The organism is Streptomyces coeruleofuscus (genome assembly GCF_039532725.1).
GTDB lineage: Bacteria > Actinomycetota > Actinomycetes > Streptomycetales > Streptomycetaceae > Streptomyces > Streptomyces coeruleofuscus.
On record NZ_BAAASE010000016.1, the window covers coordinates 51,342 to 65,751 of the forward strand.

Here is a 14,410-nt window from a genome sequence, read left to right on the forward strand (position 1 = left end):
CCTGGGAGATGGCCCACCACCACACGCCGTGGAGGTCCCTGCTCCATCGAGAAAGCGGCCTCAGCGTCGGGACCCGCCCGCACGTCCCGCGCCACGGAGTCATCGCGGTCACATGCACGACCGCCCCTGGCGCGGGCTGACGGAGCCGTCAGCGTCAGGTGCAACCGGCTTCGCCCGGCCGAATGCGTCCGCGCCACGCTCCCGACTCACCTCCGCCGGAGCAGATGGCCCGCCCTGCCGCGTGCTCGGCGGCAGGGCCCACCACCGATCACCCCGGCCCCGCGCCGGGCCCGGAGCGGGGACTACTACGGTAGTGGTGCCTCGCCGGATACGGCGATGCCTGCCTGGCGGAAGTCGTCCACAGCCGCGGCTGTCGTGTCCGGGGCGACTCCGACCGAGTAGTCCAGGCGTACCCGTGCGCGGAAGCCGGCCTTCACGGCATCCAGCGCGGTGGCACGCACGCAGTGGTCCGTGGCGATGCCCACCACGTCGACGTCCTCGACCCCGCGGGCGCGCAACCAGTCCGCGAGGGGGGTTCCTGCTTCGTCGGCTCCTTCGAAGCCGCTCTTGGATGCGCTGTGGGCCCCCTTGTAGAAGACGGCGTCGACCTTTCCGCCGATGACGACGGGGGCGAAGTGGGGGTGGAATTCACCGCCTTCGTTTCCTGCCACGCAGTGGACGGGGAAGCTGTCCTTGAAGTCCGGGGTCTCGGAGAAGTGACCTCCCGGGTCGATGTGGTGGTCGCGGGTGGCGACGACGTACCGGTAGTCACGGCCCGCGGTCTGCTCCACCAGTTCGGCGATCTTGGTCGCGATCCGCGCGCCACCCGTCACGGGGATACTGCCTCCTTCACAGAAGTCGTTCTGGACATCCACGACGATCAAGCCTCGGCTCACCATGACCACCCTTCAGCACGACGGAACACTCCCCGCGTTCTACCGGCCCTCGCGGACCCCCGGAGACATAAGCGGCTGCGCTCACCCACACGGACCAGGATTTTCACCGCAGGAACGATTCGCACCCGCCGAAGACCATGCCGTGCAGTTCGCAAGCCGCGGTATCGCTCAAGGTATTGCCCTTCCAGACCCGCCGTGCTTAAGGTCACCCCGTTTGTCGAATCGATTCGATTGATTCGAGGAAGCCGGCGGGCCCGAGACGGGCCGGGTGGGGGGTGGGGATGACCACGATCAAGGACGTCGCCCAGCGGGCAGGCGTCGCGCCGAGCACCGTGTCGTACGTCCTGAGCGGGTCGCGCAAGATTTCCGAGGACACCCGGCGCGCGGTGCAGGCCGCGATCGACGAGCTCGGATACCACCCGCGCGCGAGTGCCCGTACGCTGCGCAGCGCACGGACCCGGGTGCTCGCGCTGGCCGCGCCGCGCGTGCCCGGGGCGTACCGGGCGATCGACGGGCGGTTCGCGATCGACGTCACCGACGCCGCCCGTGTGCACGGGTACGACGTGCTGCTGATGACGGACAGCGACGGCGTCGGCGGGCTGCGCCGGGTGGCCCGCAGCAGGCTCGCGGACGCGGCGGTGCTGATGGCGGTCGAGGACCGCGACCCCCGTGTCGAGGTCCTGCGCGAACTGGGCTTCCCCGGGGCGCTGCTCGGTCACGACGATCACGCGGCGCTGCCCTGGACCGACCTCGACTGGGAGGCCGCCGTCGCCCTCGCCGTGCGCGAGACCGCCGCTGCCGGCCACCGGCGGATCCTCTTCCTCTCGTCGGCCGAGCACGAGATCGCCGCGCGCCGCGGCTATGCCCTGCACGGCCTCGACGGCGCCCGGCGAGCGGCCGTCGGGACCGCAGCCGACGTCCGCGTGATCCCGTCCCACCGCGACCCGGACGTCCTCGCGCGGCGGCTGAGCGAGGCGCTGGCCGCGCGGCCCGTCCCGACCGCGCTGGTCGTCCAGCACCTGATCCTCCTCCCCCGTCTGCTGGACGCGGTGGCGGCGGCCGGGTTGCGGGTCCCCCACGACCTGAACGTCGTGCTCGTCGGCAGTCTCCCGGACGAGCTGGGCATCCGGCATCTGCCGCGGATCGATCTGCCCGTCGCGGAGATGTCCACGGCCGTGGCCCGGCTCGCCATCGACGCGATCGGCCCCGGCCGCGACGACCGGTCATCGACTTCGCGGGAGCCCGTCGCGGCACTTTCCTCGAGCATGCTCTCCGGCGCGCCGCACCACCTGATCCAGCCGCGGATGGCCGGGCCCGTCATCGCTCCGCCGTCGCCCGGCTGACCACTCGGACCGCCCGTACGGCACGGCCGGCGACGCTTCCATCGCCGGACCACCGCATGTCCAGAGCCGCACATGTAACGGAGGATCAACCTTGCCCTTCTTAGCAGGACGCATCGGAACAAGACGCGGACGCGTTCCCGCGCTCGCCGCCACCCTTGCCTGTGCCCTCGTCGCGCCAGGGTTGGCCGGTTGTGCCGCGGAGCCCGACCCGGGCACCGTCACCGTGCTCAACTCGGCGACCGACACCGCTGAGCACACCGCCAACCAGCGGTTCTTCGACCGCTGCGGCAAGCCGCTCGGCTTGAAGGTCGAGCAGATCAGCGTGCCCGCCGACCAGATCGCCTCCAAGGCGCTTCGGATGGCGTCGTCCGACTCGCTCACCGACATCCTGGAGCTCGACGGTTCGGAGCTGCCCCAGTTCGCGCAGACCGAGGGCCTGCGGCCGCTCGACGAGGTCGGGGTCGACACCTCCGGCCTCTCCGCGAGCGCGAAGTCCCTCGGCTCGTACGACGGCACCCAGTACGGCATCGCCCGCTCCGTCAACTCCCTCGCGCTGATCTACAACACCAAACTCCTCAAGGACGCGGGCATCTCCCCGCCCACCACCTGGAGGGAGTTGCGGACCGCCGCGAAGAAGCTGACCGCGGGCGACACGTACGGGATGGCCTTCAGCGCGAGCCCGAACGCGGACGGCGTCTACCAGTTCCTTCCGTTCTTCTGGTCCGCCGGCGGTGACGAGGCCGAGATCGACAACGGCAAAGGCGAGGCCGCGCTCCAGCTCTGGAAGGATCTGGTCGCCGACGGCTCCGCCTCCAGGTCCGTCGTCAACTGGAACCAGCAGGACGTCAACGACCAGTTCGTCGCGGGCCGTGCCGCCATGATGATCAACGGGCCGTGGCAGGTTCCGGTCCTCAGCGCCCAGAAGGACGTGGACTGGGCGGTCGCGAGCATTCCGGTGCCCGAGGCGGGAAAGCCGGCGGTGCCGCCCATCGGCGGCACCGTCATGGCCGTACCGAAGAACGACGAGGACCCGGCCCGCGAGAAGAACGCCGGCAAGGTCCTGAACTGCCTCAACTCCGAGAAGAACCAGCTCCAGTGGGGCGCATCGGTCAACAACGTGCCCACCCGCGCCACGGCCGCACGGGCGTACGCGAAGCAGAACCCGAAGCTCGCCGCCTTCGCCGAGCTCGTCACCACCGCCCGCTCCCGTACGGCGAAGGTCGGCACCGGCTGGCCGGTCGTCGGCGACGCGCTCGCGGGCGCCTTCCAGTCCGTGCTGACGGGCCGGACCAGTCCCGAACAGGCCCTGCACCGGGCCCAGCAGCAGGCTTCGGCGGGGAAGTGAGGAACCGGCCATGACCACCGTCACCTCCCCGGCACCCGCCACGGGCGCCGCCGAAACGAAGTCCGCCGCCGGTCGCGCTCCGCTGCGCCGCGGGCTGCTGCGCTGGCTCTTCGTCGCTCCCGCGCTCGCCTACATGGTGCTCTTCTTCGGCTACCCGCTCGTCCGCAACATCGTGATGAGCTTCCAGCACTACACGCCGAAGACGTACTTCACCGGCGAGGCGCCGTTCAACGGCCTCGACAACTGGCGGGCCGTCTTCGCCGACGAGCTGTTCACCGACGCCCTGTGGCACACGGCCCTGTTCACCGTCGGCTCGCTGCTCGGCCAGTTCACCCTCGGCCTGGCCCTCGCCGTGTTCTTCTCCCGCCGCTTCCGGCTCTCCGGCTTCGTGCGCGCCATCCTGCTGCTGCCGTGGCTCGTGCCCATGGTCGTCTCCGCCGTCGTCTGGCGACGCATCCTCGACCAGGACCACGGCATGCTGAACGCCGCCCTCCACGCGGTCGGCCTGGTCCCGCAGGACGGCGTGCCGTGGCTGAGCAGCCCCGGCGTGGCACTGCTGTCGGCCATCCTGGTCAACATCTGGATCGGCATCCCGTTCAACATGGTCATCCTCTACGGCGGTCTCCAGGAGATTCCGCGCGATCTCTACGAGGCCGCATCGCTCGACGGCTCCGGCCCCTGGCGGACGTTCCGCAGCATCACGCTGCCGATGCTGCGGCCGGTGATCACCGTCGTGCTCGTGCTGGGCTTCATGTCGACGGTGAAGATCCTCGACCTGATCCTGGCGCTGACCTCGGGCGGGCCGGCGGACTCCACCCAGACGCTGGGCACGGTCACGTACCAGCTCTCCTTCCTCCAGCTCGACTTCGGCCAGGGCGCCGTGGTGGGCAATGTCCTCATCCTCATCAGCGCGGTCTTCGCCGTGCTGTACCTGCGGGCCAACCGCGCCGACTTCGGCAAGGGGAAGTGACCGACGATGAACCGACCGATGAAGCGACCGGCGAACCTTCTCCGCGTTCGTTCGGTGTGGAACACCGCCGCCGCGCTGCTGATCCTCGCCGTGCTGCTCTTCCCCGTGTACTGGATGCTCAACACCGCCCTTCAGCCCGAGTCGAGCATCGCCGCCACCGAGTGGTTCCCCCTCTCGCCGTCCCTGAAGAACTTCGACACGGCGATCAGCACCCAGGGTGGCTCGCTGCTCACCAGCTTCGTCGTCGCACTCGGCGCCGTCGTCGTCTGCCTCGCGCTCGCCGCGCCCGCCGCGTACGGGCTTGCCCAGTTCGGACTCCGCGGCGGGCAGGGCATCGTCTTCGCGACGCTCATCACGCAGATGGTTCCGGGCATCGTCATCGCCAACGCCCTCTACAGCGCCTACGCGCAGCTCGACCTCGTCAACTCCTACCTGGGGCTGATCCTGGCGGACGCCTCGCTCGGACTGCCGTTCGCGGTCGTGCTGCTGCGGGCGTTCATGGTGTCGATCCCGAGCGAGGTCGTCGAGGCCGCGATGGTGGACGGCGCGAACCGCTTCACCGCGTTCGTGCGGATCGTGCTGCCCATGAGCCGCAACGCCCTGATCACCGCCGGGCTGTTCACCTTCCTCTTCGCCTGGTCGGACTTCATGTTCGCGCTCACCCTCAACACCACGGACGACGTCAAGCCGATCACGCTCGGCATTTACCAGTTCGTCGGCGCACATGTCAGCGACTGGGGCGCGGTCATGGCAACCGCGGTGCTCTCCGCCGTACCGGCCGCCATCCTGCTCGTCGTCGCCCAGAAGTACATCGCCGCCGGGATCACCGGCGGGTCGGTCAAGTAGGCAGGTGCCTTTTCCGTGAGTTCCTCAGAGTTCCCCGAGTTCCCCGCCGGCTTCTTCTTCGGTGCCGCCACGGCCAGTTACCAGATCGAGGGCGCGTACGACGAGGACGGCAGGGGCCCGTCCATCTGGGACACGTTCTGCCGTGAGCCCGGGCGCGTCGCGGACGGCGCCACCGGTGACGTCGCCTGCGACCACTACCACCGCTACCGCGAGGACGTCGCGCTGCTGCGCGAGCTGGGCGTGGACAGCTACCGCTTCTCCATCGCCTGGCCGCGCATCCAGCCGGCCGGCTCCGACCCCGTCAACGCTGCCGGGCTCGACTTCTACGACCGGCTAGTCGACGAGCTGCTGGCCTCCGGCATCTCCCCCGCCGCCACCCTCTACCACTGGGACCTCCCCCAGGCTCTGGAGGAACGGGGCGGCTGGCGGGTACGCGAGACGGCGGAGCGGTTCGCCGAGTACGCCGGGGTGGTCGCCGCCCGGCTCGGCGACCGGGTGGACCGCTGGATCACGCTCAACGAGCCCTTCTGCAGCGCCTTCGTCGGCTACGCGGCGGGCGCCCACGCGCCGGGCGCCAGGGAGGGCCGCGGCGCGCTCGCCGCCGCACACCATCTGCTCGTCGGCCACGGGCTGGCCGTGCGCGCGCTGCGCGCTGCGGGGGCACGGGAGGTCGGGATCACGCTCAACCCCGACCGGCTGCTGCCGGCCACGGACTCTCCCGCCGACCTGGCCGCCGTACGCCGGGTCGGGACGCTCCACAACGACGTGTGGTTCGAGCCGCTGTTCGCCGGGCGCTACCCGGAGCACGAAGCCGAGACCTGGGGCGAGCTGCTGCCCAGTGGCGACGGCTCGTACCGCCTCGACGGCGACCTCGATCTCATCGGCGCGCCCCTCGACTTCGTCGGCATCAACTACTACCGGCCGATCACCGTCGCCGACGCCCCGTACCGCGACGCCGACCCGGCCACCCGCACCGCGGTCGACGTCCGGGCCCAAGAGACCTGGCGCGACGACGTCCGCCACACCACCATGGGCTGGCCCGTCGTCCCGCACACCTTCACGGATCTGCTGGTGGACCTGGCCGAGCGCTACCCCGCGCTGCCACCGCTCCTGATCACTGAGAACGGCTCGGCGGAGGCGGACACCGTCGACTCCGACGGCCGGGTCCGCGACGTGGAGCGGGTCGACTACCTCCACAGCCATCTGGACGCGCTCGCCGCCGCCCTGCGCGCGGGCGTCGACGTGCGCGGCTACTACGTGTGGTCGCTGCTGGACAACTTCGAGTGGGCCCGCGGCTACGGTCAGCGCTTCGGCATCGTCCGGGTCGACTACGACACGCAAGTACGCACACCCAAGGACAGCTACCGCTGGTACCAGCGGCTGATCGCCGCCCACCGCGCCCGCACCACCCCTGGCGAGGCCCCCCGATGAAGTTCACCGACGGCTACTGGATGATGCGCGAAGGCGTCCAGGCGTCGTACGCCGCCGAGGTCGCCGACGTCCGCGTCGACGAGGACCGTTTCACGCTCCACGCGCCCGTGCGGCACGTCACGCGCCGCGGTCACACCCTCAACAGCCCGCTGCTGACCGTCGAGTGCTGGTCCCCCGCCGAGGGCGTGATCGGTATCCGCTCCACCCACCACGCGGGCGCTGCCGAGCGCGGTCCGGAGTTCGCGCTGCACACCGAGCCCGGCTACGCGGCAAGGGTCACCCGGGAGGGCTCGCTGCTGGAACTCAGGGCCGGGAAGCTGTCCTTGCGCGTGGACACCGCGGCCCCGTGGCGGCTGGACTTCACCGAGAACGGTCGCGTCCTCACCTCGGCGAAGGCGCGCGGCACCGGCTTCGCGGTCACGGACGGCGGCCGCCACTACTCACTGGCGCAACTGGCACTCGACGTCGGAGAGTTGGTGTACGGGCTCGGTGAACGGTTCACGCCGTTCGTGAAGAACGGCCAGAGCGTCGACATCTGGCAGGCCGACGGCGGCACCGCGAGCGAGCAGGCGTACAAGAACGTCCCCTTCCACCTCACCAACCGCGGCTACGGCGTCTTCGTCAACCACCCCGGCAAGGTGAGCTACGAGGTCGACTCGGAGGCCGTCGGGCAGGTGCAGTTCAGCGTCGAGGACCAGTCGCTGGAGTACTTCGTGGTGTACGGTCCGACGCCCAAGGACGTCCTGGACCGCTACACGGCGCTGACCGGCCGCCCGGCGCTGCCGCCGGCCTGGTCGTTCGGGCTGTGGCTGTCGACGTCGTTCACGACCTCGTACGACGAGGAGACGGTGAACCGGTTCGTGCGCGGGATGGCCGACCGCGACATCCCGCTGGGCGTCTTCCACTTCGACTGCTTCTGGATGCGCGAGTACCAGTGGTGCGACTTCACCTGGGACCCGGAGGTCTTCCCGGACCCGGAGGGCATGCTGCGGCGGCTGAAGGAGGAGCACGACCTGCGCGTGTCGGTGTGGATCAACCCGTACATCGCACAGAAGTCCGCGCTGTTCGCGGAGGCCAAGCGGCACGGCTATCTGGTCCGCAAGGCCAACGGCGACGTGTGGCAGTGGGACCTGTGGCAGGCCGGCATGGCCCTGGTCGACTTCACCGACCCGGACGCGCGCCGGTGGTACGCCAGCAAGCTGCGGGCTCTCACCGCGCAGGGCGTCGACTGCTTCAAGACCGACTTCGGCGAGCGGATCCCGACCGATGTGGTCTGGCACGACGGCTCCGACCCGGAGCGCATGCACAACTACTACACGCAGCTCTACAACGAGACGGTCTTCGAGGTGCTGAGCGAGGCCAGGGGCGCCGGTGAGGCCGTGCTCTTCGCCCGCTCGGCGACGGCGGGCGGACAGCGGTTCCCGGTGCACTGGGGAGGCGACTGCGAGTCGCACTTCGGCGCGATGGCCGAGTCGCTGCGCGGCGGGCTGTCCCTCGGCCTGTCCGGGTTCGGCTTCTGGAGCCATGACATCGGCGGCTTCGAGGGCACGCCGACGCCCGAGGTGTTCAAGCGGTGGGTGCAGTTCGGGCTGCTGTCGTCGCACAGCCGGCTGCACGGCAGCAAGTCGTACCGGGTGCCGTGGGACTACGACGAGGAGGCGGTCGAGGTCAGCCGCGACTTCACCCGCCTCAAGCACCGGCTCATGCCCTACCTGTTCCGAGCTGCACAACAGGCCGCCGAGCGCGGCACGCCGATGATGCGGGCGATGGTCCTGGAGTTCCCCGACGACCCGGCCTGCCACACCCTCGACCGGCAGTACATGCTCGGCGACGACCTGCTCGTCGCCCCCGTGTTCTCGGCCGACGGCGTCGTCGACTACTACGTCCCGGACGGCATCTGGACGCATCTGCTGTCGGGCGAACAGATCCATGGACCGGGCTGGCGGCGCGAACGGTACGGCTACGACAGCCTTCCCCTGCTCGCCCGGCCCGGCTCGGTCATCCCGTACGGCGCGAGCGACGACGCGGCGGAGTACGACTGGGCGCACGGGGTGACACTGCGGGTGCACGCACCCGTCGACGGTGCGACGGTCGTGACGCGGATCCCGGCCCCGGGCGCCCGGGGCGGCTCGTCGGCCGTCTTCCGGACGACTCGCGACGGCGACACGGTCACGGTCGAGGCGGAGGGGGCACCGGGGCCGTGGCAGGTGCTGCTGGTCGGAGCGCTGGCGGAACCCGGCGGCATGGGATCGTCGGCGTCGGCGTCGGCCGAGCGGACCGCGCTGGGCACTCTTCTCGCCGTATCCGCGGGCACGGCCCGCCTCACGGCGCTCCTCACCGGGAGCTGATACAGCTCTCGCAGAGAACGCAGTCAGGATGCCCCGCCTCGCCCTGTGTGGGCGAGGCTGGGCATTCCACCGGACCGCACACCGTCACCGCCGTATGCCGCGGGCGGGGCCGCTGTGTGGTGGCGGGCTCGGTCGGCATGGGCGCCAGGGTCCGCTTGCGCGCTGGTCCGCGCGCCTGCCGCTCTGGAGTCCATCGTCGCCAACGGCGCTGCGCTGCGGGCGGTTGCGGTGTTTGCACGGCCTGTCTGCCGATCGGGGAAGGAAGCTGCTCCGGGACGGTCCGGTCGGCGACCGGCCGCATCATGCCGCGGTGCGCGCGGCGTGAAGTGCGCTGTCCAGTTGCTCGAAGAGCTCGTTGCCGGAGGCCGTGAACGTACTGATGCCCTCGTCCTCCAGCACACGCACCACGTCCTCATAGGACACTCCGACAGCCTCCAGGTCATCGAGTACCTGCTGGGCTTCCCCGTAAGCGCCATGGATCGTGTCGCCCTGGATGCGGCCGTGATCCGCTACTGCGCGCAGGGTCCGTTCCGGCATGGTGTTGACCACGCCGGGAGCCACCAGTTCGTCGACGTAGCGGGTGTCGTGGTAGGCGGGGTCCTTCACCCCGGTGGATGCCCACAGCGGGCGTTGCGGGCGCATCCCGGCCGCCGCCAGGGCCCTCCATCGGTCCCCTGCGCACGCCTGCTCGAAGTGCCGGTAGGCCAGGCGTGCGTTGACGATGGCTGCCCGACCGCGCAGGTCCCGTGCCTCCGGCGTGCCGATCTTGTCCAGTCGGCTGTCGACCTCGGTGTCCACCCGGCTGACGAAGAAAGAGGCCACCGACGCGATGGACGTCAGGTCGTGGCCCGCCGCATGCGCCCTGCCCATGCCGTCCAGGAAGGCGCGGAGCACCTGGTCGTAGCGGTCCAGAGAGAAGATCAGGGTCACGTTGATGCTGATGCCCTCGCCGAGCGCCGTGCTGATCGCCTCCAGGCCCTCCTGCGTGGCGGGGATCTTCACGAACATGTTCGGTCGGTCCACCAACCACCACAGAGCCCGTGCCTCGGCGACCGTCGCCGCAGTGTCGTGGGCGACGCGCGGATCCACCTCGAGCGACACTCGCCCGTCGACACCGCCGCTTGCCTCGTACACCGGGCGCAGTACGTCGCAGGCCCAGCGCACGTCGAACGCCGTCAGCAGCCTGACGGCCTCCTCGACCCGAACCCCGCGCCGGGCGAGACCCTTTACCTGCTCGTCGTAGCGGGCACCCGAGCGGATCGCCTTGGCGAAGATCGTCGGGTTGCTGGTGATGCCGACCACCCGCTGTTCCTCCACCAGGTCGGTCAGCCGGCCCCCCGCGAGCCGCTCCCGGCTCAGATCGTCCAGCCAGACCGCTACGCCTTCGGCGCCCAGCCGGTCCAGGTTCTCACTCATGATCTTCCTCTGCCGTCAGGGAGACTCCGGCATGCTGTGGCAGCGCTGCGGACGGCATGACACCCATCCCTCTATAGACAATCCTCACTAACAATAGAATCGCGGAAACCTTCTTTAGTCAATCAGTATTGGTTTTACACTGGTGTCCGTGGACCACCGGAAGGAAGCACCCCGCACCAGCCTCTCGCCCGTCGCCGCCTTGGACGAGCGGTCCCGCAGGAGGCTCCACGAGCACGTCGTGCCCGGCCGGGACCGGTCAGCCGCGACGAAGCCGCCGAGGCTCCAGCATGCCGGCCACCGTCAGCCTGCCCGAGCAGCACTACGAGCCGGCCGGGCGGCTCCTCGCCCAGGCGCTGGAGGAATCCGAGCCACCGGCGAACCGGTCCGCTCGATACAGCACCGAATGGCCCACGAGCCAGGCACACAGCTACCCGCCCCCGCAGTTCCACATCTCACGAGGAGTACGTCATGGACACCACGGCGCCGATCACGGCCTCATCACCGGAAAGGGCTGGTGTGCCCACCCGTTTCGCCGACATCCCCGGACCCCAGACGGCGATGCCGTCCATCACCCCGCTGCGCGTCGTCCACGACACCGGCGGCATAGACCTGCCCGGCGCCGAACGCGCCGCCGCCCAGTTCCTCGAAGCGCTCGGCATCCAGACCGACACCGAGAGCCTGAACGGCACCCCCGGCCGCATGGCCCGCGCCTATGCCGAACTGTTCAGCCCGCGCCCCTTCGACCTGACGACCTTCCCCAACGACGAGGGCTACGACGAGCTGGTGCTGGCGCGCAGAATCCCCGTCCGGTCTATCTGCGAGCACCACATGCTGCCCGTCATCGGCACCGCACACGTCGGCTACCTGCCCGGCAGCCGCATCCTCGGCCTGTCGAAACTGGCCCGGGTCGTCGAACACTTCGCCTTCCGCCCTCAGGTTCAGGAACGCCTGACCAAGCAGGTCGCCGACTGGCTGCATACCCACCTGGAGCCCAAGGGCGTCGGGGTCGTGATCGAAGCCGAACACACCTGCATGACCTTGCGCGGAGTCCAGGCCACCGGCTCCAGCACCCTCACCTCCACCCTCCTCGGCACACTCCGCCACGACGCCCGGTCACGCGCCGAATTCCTCTCCCTCACCGGCATGCCCACCTGAACTCCACCGGGTTCCGGCCTTGCACGCGCCCTGACATCCCCGAGGGGGCATGGCGTCGACACCGAGGCCGATATGACGGCTCGTGCTCTGAGGGACAGATCCTGCATGAGGACATCGGCACGCCCCCTCTAGCAACCGGCCTGAGGGGACGTCAGGCCGGGCGGACCGCGCCCTTGATCGCGGACTGGCCGGCGAAGAACACCGACTCCTCACGGATGAGCGCTCCCGGCCCCGGGGCGTGAATGACCATGCCGTCGCCGCTCCAGATGCCGACGTGGCCGAGGTCGTCATGGAAGAAGACCAGGTCTCCGACCTGAACGTCACCGAGGGAGACCTGAACTCCCGCTCCCCACTGGGCCTGGGTGGTCCTGGGAAGCGTGACGCCGACAGCCTTCCACGCGGCCTGGGTGAGACCGGGGGCGTCGTACGATCCCGGCCCGACCGCACCCCATACGCAGGGCCGACCGATCTGCGCCCGGGCGAAGGCGACCACCCGCTCGACCTGGGTGCTGTGGCCGGCGTCCGGCGACGGCCAGGGTCTACCGTCAACACCGGGTGTGAAGGTGGTGAAGGGAGTTTCGCGTGCCGTGAAGGTCATCGATTCCGTCGGACCGGCAGCCCCTGTCAGTTCAGCGGAGGCGGGTGCGGTGATCGGCTCCGCGGGCACTGCCGCAACAGGGGCCGCCAGGGCAGAAGCGGGGATGCTTGGCAGACCGGCGCCATAGCTCGTGGTGGTCACGTCGGCCGGTGGACCGGAGGTGTAGTACGCGGTGGGATCGGCTGACAGAGCCGTGGCATACGGTGCTGTCGCGGCGGTCGCGCCGATCGCCGGACCGGCACCGTACGTTTCCGTCCCGCCTGTTGGAAGATCCGCATCGTGAGTACCCGCGGTGGGGTGCGGGATGGTGGGCAGCGCCGTGGCGGTCTGCGGGCTGGGCAATGGGCTGAACTCCGGAGCGGGCAGCGGACTGAACTCCGGGGCGGACGCTGGTGCGGGCTCGTGTAGCGGCCGCGCCTTCACGTCGCCGAGGACCGGCTGTGCACCGGTGCGCCAGGCGCTCTCGTCCCATCGGGACTCGCCTGCCACAGCCGGTGCGACACGCTGGTCGGAGAGCTCCGGGAGGAATCCAGTGGTCGATGCCTGAGCTGATCCGCCTGTCAGCTCCCGAAAAAAACCGGTGGGTGCTTGGGGCGCTTCGAGAGCGCGGGGTTCCGCGGGACGTTCCGCCGGGCGCTCGGGTCGTGCTGCCTGAGGCGCGCGGTCGGGACGGACCGGCAACCTCCTGTCCGGCTGCGACGCCGGCACGATCGGCCCCAGCTTGGCACGGGCGACGTCGAACCACTGCCGGGCAAGGTTTCCGACCGTGGGCTCCGCGTCCCCCCGGGACCGGCTGCCGGCTGCCTCGCCCCGCTGGCGCGGGATCGCGGCGGCACGGGTCGCGTTGAAGGTACCCGTGTCGCTCTCGGCCCGGTCGTAGAGGCTGTCGATCCACCGCCGGACCTCGTCAGGGCTCGGGCTCTCGCTCTCATTCACCAACGCGGGAACCACCAAACCGCGAAAGCCGGGCCTCGACAGTGAAGCCCTTCGGGACAAGGGAGTTGGCCAGGCCCGCGACGTCGCTCACTTCAGGGCGCGAGGTTCGATCCGACTCCATGAAAAGGGGCCCTCCTTCTGTCCGAGAGCGCACGAAACCACCTGCCTATCGGTGGAAGTCGTGCATGCAGTGGTCAACTTAGCCAACTTGTGAGCCTTCCGTGAAGATCGAAGTCCGAAAAGCCCGAAATGCACCTGTGATCTTCCCCGCTCCATTCGCGGCGGGGGGCGACGCCCGGTTCCGCAATTCACGTTGCGTGCAACGCGATTCGCCCACAGCGATCACCCGTCGCCCGACAGGCCCGTCGTCGCACCCCGCACCAACACCCGCCAAGCGCGGCCGGCGCACGCCTGGATTGCACCGGTCGGTGATCGGCGGCCCCGGGGAGGTCATGGCCGGTCCGCCGCTCGTCCACGGAGGGCGGGACAGTCCGGCTACAGCTGAGGTCACCGAACTCCCGGACCTGGTCCCGGTCAAGGCCGCGCTCGGCTTTCTGCTGTCGGTGGGTGCCGCCTTCGGTGTCCTCGTGGCCGTCTTCCAGTGGGGTGGGCGGCGGACCTGGTCGGCATCGAGCAGGCCGGACCGGTCATGTCGTTGATGCCGATTCTCATCATCGTCATCGGAATGGTCTCGGCCTCGCCATGGATGACGAGGTCTTCCTCCTCACCCGGATGCGGGAGGCCTACGTCCATGGCGCGTCCCCCGACGAGGCGATCGTCAGCGGTTTCCGGCACAGCGGACGTGTGGTGGCCGCGGCGGCGATCATCATGATCAGCGTGTTCGCCGGATTCATCGCGATGAACAGCCCGACCATCCAGACGATGGGCGTCGGTCTGGCCGCCGCCGTCGCCTTCGACGCCTTCGTCGTCCGGATGGCGATCGCACCCGCGGTCCTGGCTCTGCTCGGCCACCGGGCACGGGCATGGAGGCTGCCTCGTATCCTGAGCCGTGTGCTGCCGAATATCGACATCGAGGGTGAGGCACTGAGCAGGCGGGTCCCGGCCTCCGCGACCGGACCGGAAGCAGCGGTGCGGCGGCTCCCCGTCGGCCGGGATTGAGTCGGCC

The 14,410-nt window shown here is 69.9% G+C and carries 10 protein-coding genes and 1 pseudogene; 8 read left to right on the forward strand and 3 right to left on the reverse strand.

The annotated features are described in order from the left end of the window. Nucleotides 1–305 precede the first annotated feature (305 nt). Nucleotides 306–896, reverse strand: coding sequence for an isochorismatase family protein (locus ABFX81_RS39410; protein WP_086851470.1), 591 nt, complete (start codon nucleotides 894–896; stop codon nucleotides 306–308). A 281-nt stretch (nucleotides 897–1,177) separates the two neighbouring features. On the opposite strand from ABFX81_RS39410, the gene ABFX81_RS39415 reads away from it, so the two are divergent. From ABFX81_RS39415 to yicI, 6 genes are all read left to right on the forward strand, one after another. After that, nucleotides 1,178–2,239 carry a LacI family DNA-binding transcriptional regulator gene (locus ABFX81_RS39415; protein WP_086851472.1) on the forward strand — a complete coding sequence of 354 codons (1,062 nt, stop codon included), beginning with the start codon at nucleotides 1,178–1,180 and terminating at the stop codon, nucleotides 2,237–2,239. Between the two features lie 91 nt (nucleotides 2,240–2,330). Beyond that, a complete protein-coding gene (locus tag ABFX81_RS39420) occupies nucleotides 2,331–3,584 on the forward strand; it encodes an ABC transporter substrate-binding protein (RefSeq protein ID WP_086851453.1) in 1,254 nt (417 codons plus the stop codon). Between the two features lie 10 nt (nucleotides 3,585–3,594). Further along, complete coding sequence (locus ABFX81_RS39425) at nucleotides 3,595–4,554, forward strand: ABC transporter permease subunit (protein WP_086851455.1); 960 nt, start codon at nucleotides 3,595–3,597, stop codon at nucleotides 4,552–4,554. Nucleotides 4,555–4,572: 18 nt separating this feature from the next. Then, entirely contained in the window at nucleotides 4,573–5,400 is an 828-nt protein-coding gene (locus ABFX81_RS39430; RefSeq protein WP_086851457.1) for an ABC transporter permease subunit, read from the forward strand. 15 nt (nucleotides 5,401–5,415) lie between these two features. Then, nucleotides 5,416–6,831, forward strand: a complete 1,416-nt coding sequence (locus ABFX81_RS39435; protein WP_086851459.1) for a GH1 family beta-glucosidase — start codon at nucleotides 5,416–5,418, stop codon at nucleotides 6,829–6,831. After that, entirely contained in the window at nucleotides 6,828–9,179 is a 2,352-nt protein-coding gene (yicI, locus tag ABFX81_RS39440; protein ID WP_086851460.1) for an alpha-xylosidase, read from the forward strand. The genes ABFX81_RS39435 and yicI overlap by 4 nt, the downstream gene beginning before the upstream one ends. A 300-nt stretch (nucleotides 9,180–9,479) precedes the next feature. Here the strand turns inward: yicI and tal are convergent, their stop codons facing one another. After that, nucleotides 9,480–10,595 carry a transaldolase gene (gene tal, locus ABFX81_RS39445; RefSeq protein ID WP_086851462.1) on the reverse strand — a complete coding sequence of 372 codons (1,116 nt, stop codon included), beginning with the start codon at nucleotides 10,593–10,595 and terminating at the stop codon, nucleotides 9,480–9,482. A gap of 468 nt (nucleotides 10,596–11,063) precedes the next feature. Here tal and folE point away from each other — a divergent pair, with 468 nt between their 5' ends. After that, nucleotides 11,064–11,750 carry a GTP cyclohydrolase I FolE gene (gene folE / locus ABFX81_RS39450; protein ID WP_428837261.1) on the forward strand — a complete coding sequence of 229 codons (687 nt, stop codon included), beginning with the start codon at nucleotides 11,064–11,066 and terminating at the stop codon, nucleotides 11,748–11,750. 151 nt (nucleotides 11,751–11,901) lie between these two features. Here folE and ABFX81_RS39455 read toward each other — a convergent pair whose 3' ends face one another. Further along, the gene (locus tag ABFX81_RS39455) at nucleotides 11,902–13,284 is read right to left on the reverse strand and encodes a C40 family peptidase (RefSeq protein ID WP_346139436.1); all 1,383 of its coding nucleotides are present in this window, start codon (nucleotides 13,282–13,284) and stop codon (nucleotides 11,902–11,904) included. Between the two features lie 524 nt (nucleotides 13,285–13,808). On the opposite strand from ABFX81_RS39455, the pseudogene ABFX81_RS39460 reads away from it, so the two are divergent. Further along, nucleotides 13,809–14,403: pseudogene (locus ABFX81_RS39460) on the forward strand (MMPL family transporter); the annotation flags it as partial. Nucleotides 14,404–14,410: the final 7 nt, after the last annotated feature.